We start from the raw sequence: 26,107 nt of genomic DNA, 5'->3' as shown, positions 1-26,107 counted from the left end.
GGGCTTTAATTTTGAATTAAAACCCCTTTTATATTCAAAATTTTATCTGTGAATTATTTTATCTGAGATGAACCGTAATATTTTTTTAATTCTTGACTTCTTATTTTTACCTTTTTTATCCAACTGAACTTCTTTTTTTTCTTTCATGATTTGAAAATATTAACGTTGATAAAAAGAGTTCATCAAACTCAATTAATTTATTAATATAGATGACTGATAATCAAAAAGGTTGCGTAAAAAAGGAGAAAATCTTAAATAATAAAAACCCGCTAGTAACCAAAACAAAAAACTAACGGATTTTTATTAAAAATAACCAACCAAACTTATCCTAAAAAGTATTGAAAGTAGTATGACAAACTTTCAAAGTTTTACGTCGTTTATAACGATGATATATTTTATAAAAGGTTGCGTAGTTTTTTTAATAAAAAACCCGACAAACTTAAATGTCGGGTTTAACAGATTCTGTAACTTACAGATTTTAAAGTTTAAGCGTTAGCCAATTCTTTGATGTGTTCTTTAATTTTTATTTCTAATTCATCAGCTAATTCAGGATTATCCTTAATTAAAGTCTTAACTGCATCACGTCCTTGTCCTAATTTAGTATCACCGTAGCTAAACCATGAACCTGCTTTTTTAATAATATCAAATTCAACAGCTAAATCTAGTATTTCTCCGGTTTTAGAAACACCTTCTCCGTACATAATATCAAATTCAGCAGTTTTAAATGGTGGAGCAACTTTGTTTTTTACAATTTTTACTTTAGTTCTGTTTCCGATCACGTTTTCACCATCTTTAATTTGTGCTGAACGACGAATATCCAAACGTACAGAAGCATAAAACTTCAAAGCGTTACCACCGGTAGTAGTTTCAGGGTTACCAAACATTACACCTATTTTTTCTCTCAATTGATTGATAAAGAAAACAGTACAATTTGTCTTGCTGATAGTCCCGGTAAGTTTTCTTAAGGCTTGAGACATCAAACGAGCATGGAGACCCATTTTAGAATCTCCCATTTCACCTTCAATTTCGCTTTTCGGAGTTAAAGCAGCAACAGAGTCAATAACGACAATATCAATTGCTCCTGAACGAATAAGATTTTCAGCAATTTCTAAAGCCTGCTCCCCGTTGTCAGGCTGAGAGATAATCAGGTTTTCGATATCTACCCCTAATTTTTCAGCATAATTTCTGTCGAATGCATGTTCAGCATCAATAAAAGCAGCAATTCCACCTGCTTTTTGAGCCTCAGCAATGGCGTGCAATGTTAAAGTGGTTTTACCAGATGATTCCGGACCATATATTTCGATAATTCTCCCTTTTGGATATCCGTTTACTCCAAGTGCTAAATCAACACCAAGGGAACCAGAAGAAATTGTCTCAACTTCTACAATGGCTTTGTCGCCCATTTTCATTACGGTTCCTTTTCCGTAAGTTTTATCTAATTTGTCAAGCGTAAGTTGTAGCGCTTTTAATTTGGCATCTTTCTCTGAACTCATCTTTTCTTTTTCTTTTTCTTTCATCTAAATTTTATAAATTCTTTTTCAAAATAAATCAGAATTAATAACTTCCTGATTTAGATTTGTATGGGCTTGTAATTTGTAAAAATACTTCTTTTTTTTGAAGTTCATTGTTACAAATTGTTACAAATTGTACTATAAAAACAAAGCCTTCAATTCTGTTGCATCTTCAGGTTTTATTTTGCCTGCTAATAATAAACTTAATTGTTTACGGCGTAAGGCAGCATCAAAACGTTGAATTTCGAGCTCAGTTTCAGGTACAATGGGCGGTACTTCAACAGGTCTTCCGCTATCATCCACTGCTACAAAAGTATAAATGGCTTCATTGGCTTTGGTTTTGCTTCCGGATTCACGGTCTTCTACCCACACATCAATAAAAACTTCCATGGAACTTTTAAAAGATCTGGAAACTTTTGCTTCTATTGTGACTACAGCTCCAAGTGGAATTGCCCTGTTAAAAGCAACATGATTTACAGAAGCAGTTACCACAATCCTGCGTGAATGCCTTCGTGCAGCAATACTGGCAGCACGATCCATACGGGCCAGTAATTCACCTCCAAAAAGATTATTTAGAGGATTCGTTTCGCTTGGTAAAACTAAATCAGTTAGTATAGTCAGAGATTCTGAAGGGTGTTTTGGATTCATTTTCTTTTGGTAAGATTAAAAAAAGGCTAATTAATTCAGCCAGTAAACCGCCATTACGGCAGGAATAAAATAAATTACGATAGTTCTTGCTCCATCATAATCCTTAGCCAAACGTTGGCCGAAAAGCATCATTAATAAACAGATACAAGAAAAAATAGCGCCGTAAAAGCCAAACTCACGGCCGCTTTTTGTTACTAATTGTATAGCGCCAACGATACATAAAACTCCCGAAATTAATTCTAAAATTAAGAGATGAAGAAGCGCAAGTGGAACCTGATTTTTTAAAATAGTTTTAGCAAAATGTTCTTTAAGCCATGTAACATTTTCTTTCCAGTAAAAAATTTTCTCATAGCCGGATTGTAAAAAAGTCAAAGCCAAAAAAATCAACAGTAAAACAGAAGCAACATTAGTCATTACAAATTATTTTTTATGAATTAAACGAGTAAGTTTTATGGATAAATCAGTCAGGATTATTTTTGCATTTCCGTTTCTTTCGATATGGTACATAGCATCTGAGAGTTCTTTGAAAATAAGATGAATGTTGTTTCCATTTACGAAAGGAGCAAAATTTTCCAGCTTAAATTTATCAACTTTTGGTTCGATGTAAACCAAAGCAGGTGCTTCATAATTTAGCAAAAGTGCCTGTCTGAACATTTCAATGCAAAACTGGATGAATTTTTTCTGACTTTCCCGGCCCAGACCGGCAATTTCTTCACTCCAGGAAATTAGATCCTGAATGGCCGCAGCATTTCCTTTAGCCCTAAATGCGGCACGGACCCAATTAACAAACCATTGTTCAAAAGGATATTCAGAATCATCATCTTTTAATAAGGAAAGTGCTTTGTTAAAATTTCCTTGTGCCTGATGTGCAATTTTTTTAGCTAAGTTCAGATCTATATTTTCCCGAGAAACTAATGCTTCTGAAATTACTTTGTCGGGTAAACCATTAAAGTGAATTACCTGGCAACGTGAGCGTATAGTTTGGATAATGTCTTCTTCATTTTCCGAAATCAGAATAAAAATGGTCTTATCAGATGGTTCTTCTAATAGTTTCAATAATTTATTAGAGGCAGCAATATTCATTTTATCAGCCATCCAGATAATCATAATTTTATATCCGCCTTCATATGATTTTAGTGAAAGCGATTTTAGAACTTCCTGAGCATCTTCTACACGAATTTCGCCCTGTTTGTTTTGTACGCCCAAAATTTTATACCAGTCAAATAAGCCACCGTAAGGCATTTCCTGAATAAATGTTCGCCAGTCCTGAATGAAATCCAAGCTTTTAGGTTTTGTTTTAACATCCTCTGTAGTTACTGTTGGATATATAAAGTGAAGATCAGGATGCGAAATATTTTCAAATTTCAGATTACAGGAATCATTTCCATTTGAATTTTCATTACCTGAATTATTACATAAAATGTATTGCGCATAGGCGATAGCAGTTAATAATGTGCCACAGCCTTCTGGCCCTATAAATAATTGTGCATGTGGAATTCTTCCCGAAGAAGCACTTTTAATTAAGTGGCTTTTGATGTAATCCTGACCTAAAATTTGTGAAAATTGCATAGAGCAAAGATATAAGAAATTGATAGAGTCAAAAATATTATAAATTAAACTTTAATAATCATATTTATTTTTTATCAGATAATTTGTTTTTAACTTAATTGTTAATTTTTTTTCTGTTAAGTTTTGTTAACATTGATATTATTTGAAACAGATATTAAGATATTTTTGTTAATAGTTTTTTGGAATCAAGTATAAAATCAACACTTTTTTATCTAATATATTACTGTTAAAAAATGCTTTTTCAATTTATAAACGGATAAAAATCTTACATAATCAGTGCTTGGGCAAAATAAATTTTAACACATGCGAAGTCCTTATTTCAGAGGATTTTAAGAGTAATTTTAAGTTTTTTTTAAGTCTTTTTTTCAAAAAAAAAAATATTAAAGTTGCAAATTAAGTTAATTTACATATTTTTGTTTTCATCAACAACAAACTTTTAATAAGAATCTATGAAAGGGAAAATTATTTTTTTAAGTGTATTTTTTTTATTGACTACAGGGGCTGTATCTGCCCAGGCTAAAAATGCTCCAAAAAGTATTATTAGTACAACAGCTCTTATTCGTAAATATCACGACCAAAAAGAATTAAGTGGTATGCAAAAAGGAGAATTATTGGAGTTATACATTGAGCGTATCAAGGTATTGGTAAAAACACTTCCTTATATCGCTTTGGTTACAAAACCAGGTGTTACTATGGCGGATTTAGGTATTCCGGACGATAATGAACATAAAAAATCTTTAGAAAATCAAGCTCTAGGAACCACTACTTTCTTAGATACTACTGTAGATTTTCAAAGAAAAATGATGCCTTACTCTGACAAGGCAAATTTAATAGCAGCAATTTTATTTTACGAAGGAACATTGAAATCTTTACATGAATTCAACGAATTGAATGAAATGTAATTTTTGAAATATTTTAAAACCTTTTTTAAGATGTCTAAAAAATATGAATTAAATTTCATGTGGACATTTTAAAAAGGGTCTTTAAACAACTCGTTTTCGATGTATTCTAATTTTTTTAGAAACACGGAATGAGTTTTTATAATTACGCATCCCAAATTTATTATTAACCCTAATACCCCCTTATCATGAAAAAATTTACTCAAATTATCTGCGTTCTTTTCACAGTTGCAAGTATGAGTGCTCAACAAGAAAAAGGAATTATGGGCTACACAAACTGGTTGAATAACTGGACTGAATTTAAGCCTAACAAAGTTGAATACAGTGAAGCCAACCAAATTTTAGCTGGAAATATCTCAACAAGTACAAAACTTCTTAAAAAGAATGTTTATGTTTTGCAGGGAAATGTGTATTTAACTAACAATGCAGTTTTAACAATTGAACCAGGAACATTAATTATTGGTGATTTTGAGACAAAAGGTACTTTGGTAGTTACAAAAGGTGCATCGATTATTGCAGACGGATTAGAAACAGATCCAATTGTATTTACTTCTAACAGAAGTCAGAAAAAAGCTGGTGACTGGGGAGGAATTGTAATTCTTGGTGATGCTCCAATTAATAAATTTGGAAATGTTAGTTCTTATAATTTAGATCTTGATCCTACACTTACTACTTATGGTGGAGATAATGCTGCAGGTAATTCAGGAATACTAAGATTTGTAAGAATTGAATTTGCAGGAAAAAAGGTAAAAGGTGCTGGCACTTTTAATGGTCTAACATTAGCAGGAGTAGGTAATAAGACAATTCTTGAGAATATAATGGTAAGCTACTCTGGTGGTGATTCATTTGGTGTTTTTGGAGGAGATCTTAATGCAACTAAATTAGTTTCATATAAAACTATTAATGATGACTACAAATTTACTCAGGGAGCGCAATGTCGTATACATAATTCTTTAGCAGTAAGATCATCTTATTTATCTAGTAATAAGGATGGATCCCGTTGTATGGAGGTCGCTTCTTATGAGAAAAAAAGTGAAACAGATTTTACAAAAAAACAAACACTAGTTGTAGCATCAAATATTACGATGCTTAATGATAGTGAAAATATTAATGCTGATATCCAGTCAGGTTTAGTAAAAGAAGCTATCTATGTTGCTGAAAATGCTTCACTACAAATGAAAAGAAGCGTAATTTCAGGATTTAATCCTGCAGTTTTATTAGATAGTAAAACAGAAATTAACGATGCCAATCTTAAAAAAATCAAATTTGAGGAAATGTTTTTTAACCAATGTAAAGGAAATATCTTTACAGAATTCAATTCTAATAATGAAGATTTAGAGAGCTGGTATGGTAATAGTGTATTCTTTAATGTATACTCTCAAAGCGATAACAAAGAAACTTTTATAGATATTTTTAATCCAAAAAAACCAGATTTCAGACTTCAATTAGGAAAAATTACTGCTTCAAGCGGTAACAGATAAATAATTTAGATTTTTATTTCAAAGCGTAAATTTTATTAATAAAGTCCCCAGACAATTTATGTATACGTCTTACACAGGACCCAAATAAAGATCAAAAAGAATATGGCCCCACGTATTAAAAAGTATTTTATATATACAATATTTTTGGTTTCCCCTTTAACATTAAGTTTATATTCCCAAAGCAAAATTGAAAAAACTACAAATTCAAATGTTGCTATTGGAGAGACTATATTGTTAAAAAATTCAAACCAAGCAACAGCAATAATTACACCTGTAATTAATTTAGAGTATTCTAAACAGCTTATAGTAGAGCTATCCATCCCCAAGGATAGCTTTGCTGTAGAAGCTGAAAGAACTGATAAAGGAAATACAGATGTCAACTTTAAAGATAAATCAAAAGGTATCGCAGCGTATTCTGTACTCGCAAAAGATATTATTGAAAATTATAAATATGATTTTTCTGAAACCTTTATAGATATTTTGTTTTTTGAAGATATAGACTTAGCAAGAATTCGTACTATATGATCAAAAAAACTACTCTTTCTCTGATAAAATCATTACTTTTTTTAGGAGTATTTTTATTTACCGTTTACCATTCTAATGCACAAGCTACAATATCAGCAAGTAAATCTGATTTTTTGAATATTTGTGCAGGAGAAATAGTAAACGGCAAACCCTTTAATGAGTATTACACAACTTTTACATACAGTGGTTTACCTGCTGATGTAACTTTTGCTGTTGAGATATCTGACGAGAATGGTAATTTCTCAACTACACCTGTTTTCCTTAATGTATTAGAAGTAACAACAATATCTGCTACACAAAAAAGGATCAAGTTTGCGGTTCCTGTTGACTTTAAAGGATCTAATAATTACAGTTTAAGAATAAAAAGCAGTAATGGCATCAATAGTCAAAGAATAAGAAACATCAATAATCAAGATACTTTTTCTATTTATTATAAAAATTATGTAGAGCCATTTTCTATTAATAATCAGGGTGCAAATGCTGCTTTTTGTAGCGGTGGAAGCCTGACACTTTCTATTGATAATGCGACACCTGCTATAAAAGAATCTTCTCCTATCAACTATATAAACTTAAAATACACTTGGTACAAAAACGATATATTAATTCCAGGACAAAGTGCAGCAAGTTTAGCAGTAAACTCTCCAGGTAGTTATTACGCAAAAATTGACTACGGTCCTTGTTCTGATAATAATTACAGTTCTAATCGTGTTAACGTTACTAGCATATCCGGATCAGGTTCTACCACTTCTATATCTTCAAGTTTAGGAAATCCATTTTGTGCAAACGGAGGTAATACAGTGTTAACTGCAACTTCCGGAAATAGCTATGTTTGGAAAAAAGATGGAGTAGTAATAAGCGGTGTAACAACCCGTACTTATGCCACTAGTGAAGCCGGCGTTTATACAGTTGATGTTAATTTTGGAGGGTGTACGGCTTCAGGAAGTATAAACCTTGTTAGTAATAGTTTTGATGCAAGTATTGATGTTGCTGAAGAAATTGAACTTCAGGAGGGTGAAACCAGAAGCGTATCAGTAACAGATGATGCTTCAAGTCCAACTTATGAATGGTATAGATATGATAATCTTATTGCAGGAGCTACAACTGATACTTATGTAGTTTCTTTCGCAGGAAGGTACAAGGTAAAAATTTCTCAGGCAGGCGGATGTATTTCTACTAAAGAATTTACTTTTAAAGTTAAAGGTCCACAGGGTGACGCTACAGTAATTCCAAATATAATTAAACTCAGCGGTGATTCAAATCCCTATTGGAATATTCCTGAAGAATATAAAAACGAAAACACAAAAGTCATAATTATCAGTTCTAATGGCGAAAAAGTTCTGGATGTTGTCAATTATCAGGGTGACTGGCCTCAGACAGGATTAGATATTAAAAATGTAAATCCGGTATATTACTATGTTATTAAAGGCGATGCAGGTGAAAAAAAAGGATCAATAACAGTGCTGAAATAATATGAAGAAATTTTTACTATTCTTAACTTTATTTTACGGCTCATTACAATTACTCTATTCTCAGGATACAAATGAGAATGGAGTTGTTTCGTTTTCATTACCTGTCCGAAATTCATTAAAGTTTAATAGATATTTAATCAACCCAACATTTAGTTTTGTGCGTGAGCAAAACCCAATCATAAGTTTTTATAACAAAAGACAATACATACAATTTGATGATGCCCCTAATACCTATCTTTTTAACTATTCAGGACGTTTAAAAGAAAATGATGGGTATGCCATTGGCTTATTTCAGCAAAATTATGGATTGATGACTGTTTTTGGAGGAGTTGTCAATTTTGCACACAATATTGTTTTACAGGAAGACAGCAATTTAACTTTTGGATTAAATGTGGGTGCTTATCAGAGTGCCTTAAATAAAGGAAAAATAATTTCTGATAGCAGCATTGAAGGAGATTTCCCTTCAAATACTTTAATTGCTGTTAATCCCGGTATTAATTACGGAACCGCCTTTCTTGATTTTGGATTATCAATGAACAATTTGATTCTGTATAATTTTGCTTCAGGAATGATAAAAGAAGATCCCGAAAAAGCGATTCAATTACACGCTATGTATACAGGTTATATTGATAGCTATGGTTTTTTCGATCAAAGTAGATTTTCCGGTATTGTGAAAACAGAAATTAAAAAGGATAATACTATAATTTCAGGACTAGCAATGCTTACTATTCCACAAGGAATTTGGGCGCAGGCGGGTTATAATACTTTACATGGAGTTTCAGCAGGTTTAGGACTTAACATAACCCCTAATATCGCAATAGAATATAATTATGAAAGAGGCTTAGGAAATTTCACGAATTTAGGATCTTCTCATGAATTTGTAATTGCATATAAATTTAGAAACACAAATTACTATTATGGCGATGATGAAGAAGGCTCTCTTATAGATACTTCTAAACCAAAAGCTGTTATAGCTAAAAAATCACCAACTCCTATTACAAGAGTTGATGGAGCAACAAAAGCAAAACTGGCTGCAGATGCTAAAGCAAAAGCTGATGCCGAAGCAGCGCAGGCAAGATTAGCAGCAGCTGAAAAAGTTAAGGCTGACGCTGAGGCTGCAAAAGCAAAATTAGCGGCTGATGCTAAAGCAAAAGCTGACGCAGAAGCACTAAAAATTAAATTAGCTGCTGAAGCAAAAGTAAATGTAGATGCTGAAGCAACAAAAGCAAAATTAGCTGCTGATGCTAAAGCAAAAGCTGATGCAGAAGCATTAAAAATAAAATTAGCTGCAGAAACAAAAGCAAAAGCTGATGCAGAGGCTGCAAAAGCAAAATTATTAGCTGATGCCAAAGCAAAAGCTGATGCCGAAGAAGCGAAACGCAAAGCTGAAGCCAAGGCAAAAACCGAAGCGGCAGATTTAGAATCTATTATTGCTGCAGATGCTAAAGCAAAAGCCGATTCAGATGCTTTACAAGCCAGATTAGCAGCCGAAGCTAAAGCAAAAGCTGCAGCAGAGGCTAAAACAAAAGCTGCAAAAGATGCTGCTATAAAAGCAAAAGCAGCTGCAGACGCAAAAGCAAAAGCAGCAGCATTAGCAGCAGAAAAAGAAAGATTAGCTGCTGAGGCAAAAGTAAAAGCAGATGCAGAGGCAAGACAGGCAAGAATTGCTGCTGAAGCAAAAGCTAAGGCTGATGCAGAAGCACTCAAAATAAAATTAGAAGCTGATGCCAAAGCAAAAGCTGATGCGGAAGCCCTTAAAATAAAATTAGAAGCCGAAGCCAAAGCAAAAGCAGATGCAGAAGCCATACAGGCAAAACTAGCGGCCGAAGCTAAAGCTAAAGCTGACGCAGAGGCAAAACTAGTAGCCGAAGCGAAAGCGAAAGCAGATATGGAAGCCTTACAGGCAAAATTGCTTGCGGATGCTAAAGTTAAAGCTGATGCAGAAGCAACTAATAAAGCAAAAGCTGAAGCCGAAGCTAAAAAATTAAAATTAGCTGAGGAAGCGAAAGCCAAAGCCGATGCAGAAGCACTACAGGCAAAACTAGCCGCTGAAGCCAAAGCCAAATCTGATGCAGAAGCACTTCAGGCAAAACTTGCAGCCGAAGCCAAAGCAAAAGCTGATGCAGAAGCACTTCAGGCAAAACTTGCAGCTGAAGCCAAAGCAAAAGCCGATGCAGAAGCACTTCAGGCAAAACTTGCAGCCGAAGCCAAAGCAAAAGCTGATGCAGAAGCACTTCAGGCAAAACTTGCAGCTGAAGCCAAAGCAAAAGCCGATGCAGAAGCACTACAGGCAAAACTAGCTGCCGATGCTAAAGCGAAAGCCGATGCAGAAGCACTTCAGGCAAAACTAGCTGCTGAAGCCAAAGCAAAAGCCGATGCAGAAGCACTTCAGGCAAAACTAGCTGCTGATGCTAAAGCGAAAGCCGATGCAGAAGCACTTCAGGCAAAACTAGCTGCCGATGCTAAAGCAAAAGCCGATGCAGAAGCACTACAGGCAAAACTTGCAGCTGAAGCCAAAGCAAAAGCTGACGCAGAAGCACTTCAGGCAAAACTAGCCGCTGAAGCCAAAGCAAAAGCCGATGCAGAAGCACTACAGGCAAAACTTGCAGCCGAAGCCAAAGCGAAAGCCGATGCGGAAGCACTTCAGGCAAAACTTGCAGCCGAAGCCAAAGCCAAAGCTGACGCAGAAGCACTTCAGGCAAAACTAGCCGCGGATGCCAAAGCCAAAGCTGACGCAGAAGCACTTCAGGCAAAACTAGCCGCTGAAGCCAAAGCAAAAGCTGACGCAGAAGCACTTCAGGCAAAACTAGCCGCTGAAGCCAAAGCAAAAGCCGATGCAGAAGCACTACAGGCAAAACTTGCAGCCGAAGCCAAAGCGAAAGCCGATGCGGAAGCACTTCAGGCAAAACTTGCAGCCGAAGCCAAAGCGAAAGCCGATGCGGAAGCACTTCAGGCAAAACTTGCAGCCGAAGCCAAAGCCAAAGCTGACGCAGAAGCACTTCAGGCAAAACTAGCTGCCGATGCTAAAGCGAAAGCCGATGCAGAAGCACTTCAGGCAAAACTTGCAGCCGAAGCCAAAGCAAAAGCCGATGCAGAAGCACTACAGGCAAAACTAGCTGCCGATGCTAAAGCGAAAGCCGATGCATTAGCCGCAGCAGCTCAAAAAGACGAAACTGCAAAAGAGCTTGATAACTTAACTCAATTGGTTGAAAATTCAGGTAAAGCTCAATCAGATTTAATTGCTCAGTTTAACGCAACTGTTGCTAACAAGCAAAAAGATCTGAATGATATGAAGGAAGAAAATGATTTGAGCGAAAAAGGAATTTATAAAGAACCTAAACCATTTAAGAGTGTTAGTGCTGAAAATGCTCAGATAGAATCTTTAAGAAGTCAAATAGCTGATGCAAACAGAGCTCAAAAGGATGCGATAGCTAATTTGACAAATTTATATAACGAAAGACTTAAAAAAGTTCCTAATAAAGATGACGCTTTAAACAGAGCTTATTTAGAAAAAATCAACGAATTAAAAGCAGCTCAAATAAAAGCGGAACAAGATAATATAGCCTTAATTGCAAATTTAGAGCGTATTAAGACTGAGACTGAAATTGAGAAAAAACGTAGAATTAAACGTGCGGCTTATGAAAATGATGAAGGAAGATATGCACAGGATCTTGCTGCTCTTAAGCGTATAAAAGAGACAACAAAAATAAGCAGTACGCCATTAACAGAAAGCGATTTTGATTTTGGTGAAGATCAGTCAAACATGCAGATTATTAAGAATATTAAAAATTCTGATAGTGGATATTATCTAATTATTGCAGTTCATAGCAGCGTTGAAAAACGCGATGAATTTTTGACAAAAGCTGTAGCAGCAGGACGATCGGATGTTAATTTCTTTTATAATGTGACGACAAGTAAATATTATATCTATTACGAAAAACATGAAGATTTATCCGGAGCAACTAAGGCATTAGAAGCAAAAGGAAACAAACCTTATAATAGCAAAATGGTTATTGTAAAAGTTGAAAATTAGTAACAGAATAGGAATAAGGAATGAAGTCCTTCTTAAAAATTAAGAAGGGCTAACAAAAATAAATATTTTTAAAGTGCCAAGACTTTATTTTCTATAGCCCCTTAGATTATAAAAGTAAGCCCCAAAAAGAGTAAATACCATGAAAAAACCTACTACTTTTAAACCTGCAGATTTGGTTGTAGCAATGATTACAAATTTTGTATTGTTTGTTAAAAACCAGTTTAATGATTTAAGAATTCTTTTTTTCTATGAAGAAGTTAAGTATTTAAAAGCAATAAAAATCAAGAGTACAGCTATTCTTGTGTTTTTGTTGTTTTTTGCTTTTAATATCGGACAAGCGCAGGTAGGAACAAAATTTTCTGCAAGGCTTGATGATGGAAAGGGCAATAAGTATCTTAAAGTACAAGGTGATATTAAAATTATTGGTAATACAATTTTAACTCCAAAAGGAGAGAATCTACCTTACAATGGAACAAAAAACAACAACGATTTAGATGCTGTTTATCTTAATGTAGATAATACTAATGGTAATTTTAGTTCCAGTAGTGCAGATTTAGCGATCAATAATAATTGTAAAAGAATTGTTTTTGCAGGATTATACTGGTCAGCTATGTATCCTAATGCAGCAAGTACTGATGGTAACTGTTTTAATTGTGGTACTAATGCTGCAACGGATTGGAATCAGGTTAAACTTAAAATAGGCAATGGTGCATATCAGACATTAACAGCTAGTAAAACTAATCCTAGAGAAGTAATTTTTAAAGGGGATAATAGCAATAATTTTAATAATGGGGTTTATGTTTGTTTTAAAGATGTAACCAGTATATTACAAGCTTTACCTAATGCTGACCAAACTTATACAGTAGCTAACATACGAGCAACAACAGGTATTAGAAGAGGAGGAAGTGCTGGAGGGTGGTCATTGGTTGTTATTTATGAAAGCCCAACAGTTGCAAGTAAATATATTTCGGTTTTTGATGGTGCTCAAATGACCAATGTTGATGCTGGAAGTGATCAGTTATTAAAAGTTGATATTCCAATTAGTGGTTTTCAAACTTTGCCAGTTGGATTTCCGGTTAAAGCAAAAATAGGTGTAGCAGCATTAGATGGCGATTATGATAAAAAAGGTGATGGTTTATTATTTAAAAATGGTTTAGTGCCTCTTTCTACTGCAAATAGCACTTTCACGCCAATTACGAATTCGCTTAATCCTACAACGCTTACACCTGAATCAGATTCTAACTTTTTTAATGCGACAATTACAGTAGATAATACCCAGGTTACCAATCGTAATCCTACAAGTAGAAATAATCTAGGTTTTGACATCGATTATTTAGAGATTCCTAATCCAGCAAACGCGGTTATACCGAATGGTGCCACAGAAGGTACTTTCAGGATGTTTACCAATACGACAGGAGGTGATGGTTTTGCTGCTTTTTTAGCAACTTTCGCTGTAGATATTATTGAGCCAAAAATCACTTTGACTAAAGAGGTTTATGATTATTCCACAACACCTCCAACCAATATGGGTAATAAAGATGTTACTTTAGGTAAGGAGTTAAACTATGTAATTGGTTTTCAGAATCAGGGTAACGATAATGCTACCAATTTTACCATAACAGATATTTTACCTATTAATACAAAATTTAATTATCCTGCTGATATAGTTGAATTGCCAGCGCCTATTGTTATTGGTCGTAATACATATAGAGTTACCCATACTTACAATGCTGCAACCCGTACAATAACATTTACTATTCCAAAGGAATTTGTTGAAGTAGGTGACGGTAGATCTACAATCAGATTTAAAGTTAAAGTAGTAGAATCTTGTAGTGAAATAAGTGATGTGTGTTCTAATATTATTCAGAATACCGCACTTTCAAATTATTCCGGTACTTATAATACAGGAGTTTTTGGTGATAAAAGTTTAGATTCTTATACAAGCTGTAATGTCGGTATTCCGCAATCAACAAACTTTTTAGTGGATGTTGATGATTGTAAATTTGAAAAGAATGAAGTTTTATGTGGAACTAGTATTCAAATTAAAGCATCCAACGGATATAGCAGCTATTCATGGTCAACAAGTCCAACTGGGACACCAGTAATAGGAACAGGGCAAACCTTGACAGTTGTAAAAGAGGGAGTATATTACGTAAAAAATACTGCACTTGCACCTTGTTTGTCAATAGAAGAAAAATTTACAGTATCACTTCCTAACGGATTAATGGAAAACCCGGTATTGCCATATGCAAGGGCTCCATATGCTGGAAATATTACCCAATGTCCCGATACAGGTAAATTTTTGCCTAATTTATTTTTATGTGGCGCAGCTGATTTTAGGGACATTAAAACAGGTATATTAGGTACAGGAATTACAATTGTTTGGGAAAAGCTTGATGAAACCAGTTGTTCAGCAGTTGCAAATGATAAATGTGCTAACGAAAATACATCATGTACCTGGAAGCCTGTAGGTTCAGGTCCTGACTACAGGGCAGATACAAAAGGGCAATACCGTTTGACAATCAGGTATCAAAATAATACTTGCTTTAATCAGTTTTATTTCAATGTATATAAAAATGAATTAAATCCAACTATAACGTATAATGATATTTATTGTAACACGAAGGGAAGAATTGCCGTTAATGGTGTTCCAGCCGGATATGAGTATAGTTTAACGAAAAACGGAACTTATCAGGACAGTAATATTTTCTCTCCAATAAATAATCCTGGACGTTATACAGTATATATTAAACAAAAAAACGTTACAACAAATCCATGTATATTCGAAGTTTCTGTTGATATTTTAGACAGAAAGTTAGATGTTGAAACAATTGTAACACAACCAATTTGTTATGGTGATAAAGGAAGTATCAAAGTAAACACTTCTGGTGTTAGAGGACAGTATTACTATGAACTTTTTAAAAATGGAACTTCAGTTCAAAAAGTAGGTCCGGTTACCAATGCAGATTACCTTTTTAGTAATTTAGATTCAGGAGGATATTCTTTCATAGTGAGAACAGAAGATGGATGTACTTATAATAATTATTATGTTGGCATAAATACTCCTGCTAGTGAAATAAAAGCGGTACCATCTATTATAAAACCTTTAACTGATTGTGGACCTGGGAAAATTCTGATAACAACAGATCCGGATTGGAAAACGTATTCTTATTTTGTAAATGGCTCTGCTACTTTTCAGAATTCAAAAGAAATTGATGCTCCAACACCAGGTCTTTATACCATTAGAGTAGTTGAGGGCAACTGTGAAAAAACAATTAAAATTAATGTTCCAAATAATCCAAAGCCTACTTACACTGTTTCACATACCAATAGTAATTGTTATGAAGATCCTGCTGAGATAAGAATTAACCTGACAAGCCCAACTACAGGTTACACTATGGGCTATAGTATTAATAACGGAGGAAGTTACCAAACCAGTCCTGTTTTTTCAAATTTACAGCCAGGAAACTACAATGTTATTGTAAAATATAGCGTTACATATCCAATTACTAATTATCCTTATACTGAAACAAAAGACTGTTTTGATCCTGTCCAGCCAATTACGATTACCGGACCAACTTCTGCAGTAACTGCTTCTGCAGGTGTTGCTGAACTGGCAGGTTGCGGACCTTTACAGGCAGGGCAGCCAACAGGATTGATAAGATTTACTAATGTAGAGGGAGGTTTAGCACCTTACCAATATAGTTTTGATGGTGGTGTAACGTGGCAAGCTTCTCCTCAGAAGTATGTCGTATCCTCAACCGTTCCTTATGATCTACGTGTAAGAGATAATAACGGATGTTTTTACAAAATTCCATACAATGTTATTTTAGATCCTAAACCAGAGGATCCGTCTATTGATAATAATATTACTCCAATATACAATTGTGATGGGTCAGCTACTGCTACTGTTGTAGTAAATACTCCAACAACTAGTAATGGTACTACCTATACTTATGAGTATTACATGAAAACAGGTTCAGCTGCACCTGTTGCAAATACTCCAATAACAAGTAATGTATTTCAAAATGTTCCTGTTGGAACTCATACTGTTATTGTAAAATATAATGTACAAACTGTTTCTACTTATAGTAATTTATTGCAGGAAGATTTTGGAAGAGGTGGGTACACTACTACACCAGGAATTAGTAATAAATATTGTTTTGAAGATGAATCAACGCCTCACCCAGCGAGTTGGCCAACAGCAACTTGTGGTTCTATTACTGATTACCAGATCAATGATGGTAAATATGCAGTCGCCAGTTCTATTAAAACTAATTTTGGCAATACTTGGATAGTAGCTAAAGATCACACAACACCTGCTCATCCTTTAGGTAGATTTTTATGTGTTAATATTGGAGAGTCAGCAGGATATGGAGGTATTATATACAGTAAGCCAATTAATGATGTTATTGAAAATCAGCCTGTAATTATTTCATTATGGGCAGAAAATTTAATGAGGAGTACTACAGGATCTAATTATTCTGATCCGAAATTAACTATCCAGTTAGTTAATAATTTAGATGCATCAGGTGGGGGGACTATTGTTGCAACAACTGATACTGCAAATCCATGGGTAGTTCCAAGAAATGAAAAATGGGAGTATAAAGAATTATCTTTAAATCCGGGTGCTTATAAAAATCTTAGTTTTGTTATTCGCTCGTATAATACAGATTATAGCGGTAATGATGTACTTATTGATGATATTTGGGTGCGCCAGATTCCAAAAGCCTGTGGAAACGAAATAGAAATTCCGGTTGTTATTAACACAAACGGTGCATTTAATGCACCTACACCAAGCACTCAGAACGCAAAATGTAGCACTTCAAATGATGGAAGTATTACAATCACTGCAACAAATTTTAATACCTCTACAGGATTTTACTATTCTATCGATAACGGTTTAAATTGGAGGAATTCGACAACTTCACCTGTAATTATTCCTGGCTTAGGTGTAGGATTATATAAAGTGATTGTAAGAAATGAAAATAATAACGATCCTAAAACATGTAGTTTTTCATTTGACTCAGAAATTAAAGCACCTCAGGCAATATTGATTGTTAAGGTAGATAAAACAAATCCGACTTGTACAACAGCTGGAACTATTACGGTTACTACAGTTACAGGTGGAACAGGAAGTTATCAGTATCAATTGAGCAATTCTTCCGGAATTGTTGCGCCATTTCAGACTAATAAAACTTTCTCTAATGTAGCTCAGGGTACATATACGATTCAGGTAAAAGATGCAAATGATTGTTTATCTCCGGCCTCTGCACCAATAACAATAACAAATCCAACTGCACCAACTGCAATTTTGGCTGCTGCAACAGACTGGTGTTACACGCCATCTAATCCTGCTAGTTTAGTTGTTACTGCAACTGGAGGAGTAGGTCCTTATACTTATAAATTAGATAATAATACTCCAATTACAACTAATACGTTCAATAATGTTGCACCTGGAACGCATACAATTGTAGTTACAGATAGTAATAATTGTACAGCAACAATTTCTAATATTGTTATCGCACCACAATTGCAATTGAGTGCAACTTTGACTCAGGATTTAACTTGTTTGGTCGATGGTTCTATTACAACTGCTGTATCGGGTGGTTATGGTACATCTTACACTTATAGCGTATCTTATAACGGAGGTGCATCTACAGTAGTTAATTCCTTCCCTTACGCAGCTATTCAGGCAGGTAATTATGTATTTACAGTTACAGACGGCAAAGGCTGTACTGCAACAAGCAATACTATAGTAGTTTCTCCAAAAACAACACCAACCTTAACAACTAATAAAACAGACATTACTTGTTATAACGCTAACGATGGTACTATTACAGTAACGGCTTCAAATGGTGCTACCACTGTTTATACTTATGCGATTAAATTAAGTTCTGCGGCTACCTATACGACTCAGTCAACAAACCAGTTTATTGGCCTAGCAGCGGGTACTTATAATATTAAAGTAATCGACAGTAAAGGTTGTGAATCTGCTGTAACTAATGTTACTATTATAAACCCAACAGTTGTTGGAGGAACAATTAGTGCAACAGATTTGGGCTGTAGCAGCACAGGTACAGTACCAGCAGTTGTTACGGTTGTGGGCTCAGGTGGTTCAGGATCATACCAATATAGTTTCAATGGAACCTCTAACTTTACTTCAGGTAATACTTATTCAACCAGTTCAGCAGGAACTGTAACGGCGTATATTAAAGACAGTAAGGGTTGTCAATATGGGCCAATACAAGTAGTAATCAATCCTAAGTCATCTATTACTGGTATTGATGTAATGTTTGATACAGGATTGGAATGTCCGGCCTATGAAGCTCACGTTAAATTTCAGGCAATAGGTGGAATATCACCTATTGGATATCAAATTATTTCTGGTTCTGCAGGATATAGTTCTGCTATTGTATCAGATGGTGAATTTAAAAATCTTAAACCAGGTGCTTATATTTTCAGGGCTACAGATAAAAATGGATGTAGTTTTGATTTGAATTATCAAATAAGAAGCTCTCCGGATATTGTTGCAGGTGGTTCTGTGTTGACTCCAATCCAATGTTTTGGGGAAACGGGTACTATTCAATTCACGGTAAGTGGAGTAAAAGACAGAGGATATGATTATGTAATAAGAAATGCTGCTAATACAGTTATTCAAAGTGCTAATAACATAAGTCAGACTGTTACAACTATTAATGTAACAAATCCACAACCAGCAGGTGTTTATACCATTACAGTAACAGATAGAAAAACCAACTGTTCCGCTACTTATAGTATTACTCTTACGCAACCATCATCTGCATTATCTATCACCAGTGCAGTTGGTACGAATGTAAACTGCAACAATGACAATTCTCAGATTACAGTAACGGCTACAGGTGGTACGCCAGCATATACATATGCTTATGCAATAAATCCATCTTCAGTTCCTACATCAGCGTATACTCCAGGTTCAGTTTTCACGATTGATACAAATTCAGGAGCGAATTTGGCTTGGGATATTTATGTAAAGGATGCTAATGGGTGTATTGCAAAAAGAAGAGTTGACATTGCCACAGACAATACCCCATCAGTAACTGTATCTGTAGACAATCAGTGTACAGGATCAGGAAGCGGTTTTACCCTTACGGCTACAGGTACAGGATTGTCACCATTGAGCTATAGTATTGGTGGTGCTACGGGCACCTTCCAGACGAGCCCTGTCTTTACGGTTGCAGCGGGTACTTATACGGTTCATGTTAAGGATGCCAATGGCTGTATCGTTCCATCGGCTGCCGTTACGGTTTATCCACAGTTGACAGCAAATGCAGCAGTGACCAGAGAGCTTAGCTGTTCCCCAACGACGCCTCAGGCACAGATTACAGTTACGGCCTCAGGAGGCAGAACAGGCTATACATATGAAGTTTCTACTAATGGAGGAACGACTTATGCAGCCATGGGAAGCAATGTCTATACAGCATCAGCAGCAGGCACTTATACTTTTAGGGTTACAGATTCAAATACACCAGGCTGTACTGTTATCACTACAGCTACAGTAAATGGGATTTCAGATCCTACAGTTACAGCTTCACAGGTAAATGTGAGCTGCAACGGAGGGGCAGCGAACGGTTCGGTTACCTTGACTGGTGCCGGCGGTTCAGGCGGCTATACTTACAGCAACAATGCTACAAGCGGATTTACGGCAACGGCTACCTTTACAGGATTGGCAGCAGGCAGTTATACATTTTATGTTAAGGACAGCAAGGGTTGTACAGGTCTGGTAAATGTAACCATTACCCAGCCAACAGCCCTGACTACTACAGCATCAGCCACAGCCTTTAGCTGTAATACGACTACAAACGTTAAACAGTCGGCAGTTGTTACTGTTGCGGTTCCAACTACAGGTACTGCCCCGTATACGTATAGTTTTGAGGGAAGTGCTTTTACAGGTACAAGAACATTCACGGTTTCCGATAACGGTACAGACCAGACGATACATTATATTGTAAAAGACAACAACGGCTGTACTTTCCCAGGTTCAGTTGTTATCAACAGATTAAATCCACCGGTAATTTCAGGAATTACCCATACCGATATTTACTGCAGCCCGGCTTCGCGTACCACTAGTACGGTTACAGTTGCCAAGGCAGCAGGTACAGGAGTTGGTACGACGTTTACTTATGAGATTACGGCACCAGCAGCTTCTGTTACATCAAATACTACAGGTATCTTCACCGGATTGGCCGGAGGTGTTACTTATAGTTTCAAGGTTACCGATGCGAGCGGCTGTTATGCTACAGGTTCCCATACGGTTCCTGTTGTTACCCCAATTGCAGCAATTGCCACCAAGCTGAACGATGTATATTGTAATGGAGGTTCTACAGGTTCTATCCGTTACGATGTAAGCCAGTTTACTACTACTTACAGTTATAAAGTCAACACAAATCCTGCAGTTACGGCTCAGAGTGCAGCTTCGTTTACCTTGCCAAACCTTGGTGTGGGTACTTATGATGTTGTTTTCACAGATGAGACTACAGGATGTACCGCATCTACATCTATCACTATTACCCAGCCTAGTTTATTAGGAGCTACAGCTTCAGCGGTGAATGCGAACTGTAATGTTTCTACTTCTAAGGTTACAGTAACGGCTACAGGAGGTACTCCAGGCTATACATATGCTTACAAACAAGACGGTGTTGCTCCGGCAACGACAGATTATGTTGCCAGCAGCGTTGCGGACTTAAACCCGGCTACAAACGCCAACTGGGATGTTTGGGTTAAAGATGCCAATGGCTGTACATTTAAAGTAGATGTTGCTGTTGCTACAGACAATACCCCATCAGTAACTGTATCTGTAGACAATCAGTGTACAGGATCAGGAAGCGGTTTTACCCTTACGGCTACAGGTACAGGATTGTCACCATTGAGCTATAGTATTGGTGGTGCTACGGGCACCTTCCAGACGAGCCCTGTCTTTACGGTTGCAGCGGGTACTTATACGGTTCATGTTAAGGATGCCAATGGCTGTATCGTTCCATCGGCTGCCGTTACGGTTTATCCACAGTTGACAGCAAATGCAGCAGTGACCAGAGAGCTTAGCTGTTCCCCAACGACGCCTCAGGCACAGATTACAGTTACGGCCTCAGGAGGCAGAACAGGCTATACATATGAAGTTTCTACTAATGGAGGAACGACTTATGCAGCCATGGGAAGCAATGTCTATACAGCATCAGCAGCAGGCACTTATACTTTTAGGGTTACAGATTCAAATACACCAGGCTGTACTGTTATCACTACAGCTACAGTAAATGGGATTTCAGATCCTACAGTTACAGCTTCACAGGTAAATGTGAGCTGCAACGGAGGGGCAGCGAACGGTTCGGTTACCTTGACTGGTGCCGGCGGTTCAGGCGGCTATACTTACAGCAACAATGCTACAAGCGGATTTACGGCAACGGCTACCTTTACAGGATTGGCAGCAGGCAGTTATACATTTTATGTTAAGGACAGCAAGGGTTGTACAGGTCTGGTAAATGTAACCATTACCCAGCCAACAGCCCTGACTACTACAGCATCAGCCACAGCCTTTAGCTGTAATACGACTACAAACGTTAAACAGTCGGCAGTTGTTACTGTTGCGGTTCCAACTACAGGTACTGCCCCGTATACGTATAGTTTTGAGGGAAGTGCTTTTACAGGTACAAGAACATTCACGGTTTCCGATAACGGTACAGACCAGACGATACATTATATTGTAAAAGACAACAACGGCTGTACTTTCCCAGGTTCAGTTGTTATCAACAGATTAAATCCACCGGTAATTTCAGGAATTACCCATACCGATATTTACTGCAGCCCGGCTTCGCGTACCACTAGTACGGTTACAGTTGCCAAGGCAGCAGGTACAGGAGTTGGTACGACGTTTACTTATGAGATTACGGCACCAGCAGCTTCTGTTACATCAAATACTACAGGTATCTTCACCGGATTGGCCGGAGGTGTTACTTATAGTTTCAAGGTTACCGATGCGAGCGGCTGTTATGCTACAGGTTCCCATACGGTTCCTGTTGTTACCCCAATTGCAGCAATTGCCACCAAGCTGAACGATGTATATTGTAATGGAGGTTCTACAGGTTCTATCCGTTACGATGTAAGCCAGTTTACTACTACTTACAGTTATAAAGTCAACACAAATCCTGCAGTTACGGCTCAGAGTGCAGCTTCGTTTACCTTGCCAAACCTTGGTGTGGGTACTTATGATGTTGTTTTCACAGATGAGACTACAGGATGTACCGCATCTACATCTATCACTATTACCCAGCCTAGTTTATTAGGAGCTACAGCTTCAGCGGTGAATGCGAACTGTAATGTTTCTACTTCTAAGGTTACAGTAACGGCTACAGGAGGTACTCCAGGCTATACATATGCTTACAAACAAGACGGTGTTGCTCCGGCAACGACAGATTATGTTGCCAGCAGCGTTGCGGACTTAAACCCGGCTACAAACGCCAACTGGGATGTTTGGGTTAAAGATGCCAATGGCTGTACATTTAAAGTAGATGTTGCTGTTGCCACAGACAATACCCCATCAGTAACTGTATCTGTAGACAATCAGTGTACAGGATCAGGAAGCGGTTTTACCCTTACGGCTACAGGTACAGGATTGTCACCATTGAGCTATAGTATTGGTGGTGCTACGGGCACCTTCCAGACGAGCCCTGTCTTTACGGTTGCAGCGGGTACTTATACGGTTCATGTTAAGGATGCCAACGGCTGTATCGTTCCATCGGCTGCCGTTACGGTTTATCCACAGTTGACAGCAAATGCAGCAGTGACCAGAGAGCTTAGCTGTTCCCCAACGACGCCTCAGGCACAGATTACAGTTACGGCCTCAGGAGGCAGAACAGGCTATACATATGAAGTTTCTACTAATGGAGGAACGACTTATGCAGCCATGGGAAGCAATGTCTATACAGCATCAGCAGCAGGCACTTATACTTTTAGGGTTACAGATTCAAATACACCAGGCTGTACTGTTATCACTACAGCTACAGTAAATGGGATTTCAGATCCTACAGTTACAGCTTCACAGGTAAATGTGAGCTGCAACGGAGGGGCAGCGAACGGTTCGGTTACCTTGACTGGTGCCGGCGGTTCAGGCGGCTATACTTACAGCAACAATGCTACAAGCGGATTTACGGCAACGGCTACCTTTACAGGATTGGCAGCAGGCAGTTATACATTTTATGTTAAGGACAGCAAGGGTTGTACAGGTCTGGTAAATGTAACCATTACCCAGCCAACAGCCCTGACTACTACAGCATCAGCCACAGCCTTTAGCTGTAATACGACTACAAACGTTAAACAGTCGGCAGTTGTTACTGTTGCGGTTCCAACTACAGGTACTGCCCCGTATACGTATAGTTTTGAGGGAAGTGCTTTTACAGGTACAAGAACATTCACGGTTTCCGATAACGGTACAGACCAGACGATACATTATATTGTAAAAGACAACAACGGCTGTACTTTCCCAGGTTCAGTTGTTATCAACAGATTAAATCCACCGGTAATTTCAGGAATTACCCATACCGATATTTACTGCAGCCCGGCTTCGCGTACCACTAGTACGGTTACAGTTGCCAAGGCAGCAGGTACAGGAGTTGGTACGACGTTTACTTATGAGATTACGGCACCAGCAGCTTCTGTTACATCAAATACTACAGGTATCTTCACCGGATTGGCCGGAGGTGTTACTTATAGTTTCAAGGTTACCGATGCGAGCGGCTGTTATGCTACAGGTTCCCATACGGTTCCTGTTGTTACCCCAATTGCAGCAATTGCCACCAAGCTGAACGATGTATATTGTAATGGAGGTTCTACAGGTTCTATCCGTTACGATGTAAGCCAGTTTACTACTACTTACAGTTATAAAGTCAACACAAATCCTGCAGTTACGGCTCAGAGTGCAGCTTCGTTTACCTTGCCAAACCTTGGTGTGGGTACTTATGATGTTGTTTTCACAGATGAGACTACAGGATGTACCGCATCTACATCTATCACTATTACCCAGCCTAGTTTATTAGGAGCTACAGCTTCAGCGGTGAATGCGAACTGTAATGTTTCTACTTCTAAGGTTACAGTAACGGCTACAGGAGGTACTCCAGGCTATACATATGCTTACAAACAAGACGGTGTTGCTCCGGCAACGACAGATTATGTTGCCAGCAGCGTTGCGGACTTAAACCCGGCTACAAACGCCAACTGGGATGTTTGGGTTAAAGATGCCAATGGCTGTACATTTAAAGTAGATGTTGCTGTTGCTACAGACAATACCCCATCAGTAACTGTATCTGTAGACAATCAGTGTACAGGATCAGGAAGCGGTTTTACCCTTACGGCTACAGGTACAGGATTGTCACCATTGAGCTATAGTATTGGTGGTGCTACGGGCACCTTCCAGACGAGCCCTGTCTTTACGGTTGCAGCGGGTACTTATACGGTTCATGTTAAGGATGCCAACGGCTGTATCGTTCCATCGGCTGCCGTTACGGTTTATCCACAGTTGACAGCAAATGCAGCAGTGACCAGAGAGCTTAGCTGTTCCCCAACGACGCCTCAGGCACAGATTACAGTTACGGCCTCAGGAGGCAGAACAGGCTATACATATGAAGTTTCTACTAATGGAGGAACGACTTATGCAGCCATGGGAAGCAATGTCTATACAGCATCAGCAGCAGGCACTTATACTTTTAGGGTTACAGATTCAAATACACCAGGCTGTACTGTTATCACTACAGCTACAGTAAATGGGATTTCAGATCCTACAGTTACAGCTTCACAGGTAAATGTGAGCTGCAACGGAGGGGCAGCGAACGGTTCGGTTACCTTGACTGGTGCCGGCGGTTCAGGCGGCTATACTTACAGCAACAATGCTACAAGCGGATTTACGGCAACGGCTACCTTTACAGGATTGGCAGCAGGCAGTTATACATTTTATGTTAAGGACAGCAAGGGTTGTACAGGTCTGGTAAATGTAACCATTACCCAGCCAACAGCCCTGACTACTACAGCATCAGCCACAGCCTTTAGCTGTAATACGACTACAAACGTTAAACAGTCGGCAGTTGTTACTGTTGCGGTTCCAACTACAGGTACTGCCCCGTATACGTATAGTTTTGAGGGAAGTGCTTTTACAGGTACAAGAACATTCACGGTTTCCGATAACGGTACAGACCAGACGATACATTATATTGTAAAAGACAACAACGGCTGTACTTTCCCAGGTTCAGTTGTTATCAACAGATTAAATCCACCGGTAATTTCAGGAATTACCCATACCGATATTTACTGCAGCCCGGCTTCGCGTACCACTAGTACGGTTACAGTTGCCAAGGCAGCAGGTACAGGAGTTGGTACGACGTTTACTTATGAGATTACGGCACCAGCAGCTTCTGTTACATCAAATACTACAGGTATCTTCACCGGATTGGCCGGAGGTGTTACTTATAGTTTCAAGGTTACCGATGCGAGCGGCTGTTATGCTACAGGTTCCCATACGGTTCCTGTTGTTACCCCAATTGCAGCAATTGCCACCAAGCTGAACGATGTATATTGTAATGGAGGTTCTACAGGTTCTATCCGTTACGATGTAAGCCAGTTTACTACTACTTACAGTTATAAAGTCAACACAAATCCTGCAGTTACGGCTCAGAGTGCAGCTTCGTTTACCTTGCCAAACCTTGGTGTGGGTACTTATGATGTTGTTTTCACAGATGAGACTACAGGATGTACCGCATCTACATCTATCACTATTACCCAGCCTAGTTTATTAGGAGCTACAGCTTCAGCGGTGAATGCGAACTGTAATGTTTCTACTTCTAAGGTTACAGTAACGGCTACAGGAGGTACTCCAGGCTATACATATGCTTACAAACAAGACGGTGTTGCTCCGGCAACGACAGATTATGTTGCCAGCAGCGTTGCGGACTTA

The 26,107-nt window shown here is 37.7% G+C and carries 10 protein-coding genes (1 of these 10 running past the window's edge); 6 read left to right on the top strand and 4 right to left on the bottom strand.

Annotated elements, in window-relative coordinates; all coding sequences use genetic code 11:
- Positions 1–485: 485 nt before the first annotated feature.
- The 4 genes from recA to OZP09_RS12475 all read right to left on the bottom strand — a co-directional run bounded on the left by recA (position 486) and on the right by OZP09_RS12475 (position 3,728).
- Entirely contained in the window at positions 486–1,493 is a 1,008-nt protein-coding gene (recA, locus tag OZP09_RS12490; RefSeq protein ID WP_223682384.1) for a recombinase RecA, read from the bottom strand.
- A gap of 156 nt (positions 1,494–1,649) precedes the next feature.
- Positions 1,650–2,159: an acyl-CoA thioesterase gene (locus OZP09_RS12485; RefSeq protein WP_269234038.1), complete on the bottom strand. Its 510-nt coding sequence runs from the start codon at positions 2,157–2,159 to the stop codon at positions 1,650–1,652.
- 30 nt (positions 2,160–2,189) lie between these two features.
- Positions 2,190–2,573: a DoxX family protein gene (locus OZP09_RS12480; RefSeq protein ID WP_269234037.1), complete on the bottom strand. Its 384-nt coding sequence runs from the start codon at positions 2,571–2,573 to the stop codon at positions 2,190–2,192.
- Positions 2,574–2,579: 6 nt separating this feature from the next.
- Positions 2,580–3,728: a DNA polymerase III subunit gene (locus tag OZP09_RS12475; protein WP_281309468.1), complete on the bottom strand. Its 1,149-nt coding sequence runs from the start codon at positions 3,726–3,728 to the stop codon at positions 2,580–2,582.
- A 449-nt stretch (positions 3,729–4,177) separates the two neighbouring features.
- Here OZP09_RS12475 and OZP09_RS12470 point away from each other — a divergent pair, with 449 nt between their 5' ends.
- From OZP09_RS12470 to OZP09_RS12445, 6 genes are all read left to right on the top strand, one after another.
- Entirely contained in the window at positions 4,178–4,630 is a 453-nt protein-coding gene (locus OZP09_RS12470) for a hypothetical protein (protein WP_223682283.1), read from the top strand.
- A 185-nt stretch (positions 4,631–4,815) separates the two neighbouring features.
- Positions 4,816–6,108, top strand: coding sequence for a hypothetical protein (locus tag OZP09_RS12465; protein WP_281309467.1), 1,293 nt, complete (start codon positions 4,816–4,818; stop codon positions 6,106–6,108).
- A 102-nt stretch (positions 6,109–6,210) separates the two neighbouring features.
- Entirely contained in the window at positions 6,211–6,633 is a 423-nt protein-coding gene (locus OZP09_RS12460; RefSeq protein ID WP_269234033.1) for a hypothetical protein, read from the top strand.
- A complete protein-coding gene (gene sprC, locus OZP09_RS12455; protein WP_281309466.1) occupies positions 6,630–8,102 on the top strand; it encodes a gliding motility protein SprC in 1,473 nt (490 codons plus the stop codon). The genes OZP09_RS12460 and sprC overlap by 4 nt, the downstream gene beginning before the upstream one ends.
- 1 nt (position 8,103) lies before the next feature.
- Entirely contained in the window at positions 8,104–12,135 is a 4,032-nt protein-coding gene (locus OZP09_RS12450; protein ID WP_269234031.1) for a PorP/SprF family type IX secretion system membrane protein, read from the top strand.
- Between the two features lie 139 nt (positions 12,136–12,274).
- A protein-coding gene (locus OZP09_RS12445; protein WP_281309465.1) for a T9SS type B sorting domain-containing protein crosses the window boundary here: on the top strand, positions 12,275–26,107 show its 5' portion. It continues 18,249 nt past the right edge of the window; 13,833 of the gene's 32,082 nt are visible here — the first part of the coding sequence; the start codon lies at positions 12,275–12,277; its stop codon lies beyond the right edge, outside the window.

It is taken from the genome of Flavobacterium flavigenum, assembly GCF_027111255.2.
GTDB classification, from domain to species: Bacteria; Bacteroidota; Bacteroidia; order Flavobacteriales; family Flavobacteriaceae; genus Flavobacterium; species Flavobacterium flavigenum.
This window is presented reverse-complemented; position numbering and strand designations above follow the sequence as displayed.

Coding starts and splice junctions, on each gene's coding strand:
- recA (WP_223682384.1), bottom strand. CDS start 1,493: ATGAGTTCAGAGAAAGATGCCAAATTAAAAGCGCTACAACTTACGCTT.
- OZP09_RS12485 (WP_269234038.1), bottom strand. CDS start 2,159: ATGAATCCAAAACACCCTTCAGAATCTCTGACTATACTAACTGATTTA.
- OZP09_RS12480 (WP_269234037.1), bottom strand. CDS start 2,573: ATGACTAATGTTGCTTCTGTTTTACTGTTGATTTTTTTGGCTTTGACT.
- OZP09_RS12475 (WP_281309468.1), bottom strand. CDS start 3,728: ATGCAATTTTCACAAATTTTAGGTCAGGATTACATCAAAAGCCACTTA.
- OZP09_RS12470 (WP_223682283.1), top strand. CDS start 4,178: ATGAAAGGGAAAATTATTTTTTTAAGTGTATTTTTTTTATTGACTACA.
- OZP09_RS12465 (WP_281309467.1), top strand. CDS start 4,816: ATGAAAAAATTTACTCAAATTATCTGCGTTCTTTTCACAGTTGCAAGT.
- OZP09_RS12460 (WP_269234033.1), top strand. CDS start 6,211: ATGGCCCCACGTATTAAAAAGTATTTTATATATACAATATTTTTGGTT.
- sprC (WP_281309466.1), top strand. CDS start 6,630: ATGATCAAAAAAACTACTCTTTCTCTGATAAAATCATTACTTTTTTTA.
- OZP09_RS12450 (WP_269234031.1), top strand. CDS start 8,104: ATGAAGAAATTTTTACTATTCTTAACTTTATTTTACGGCTCATTACAA.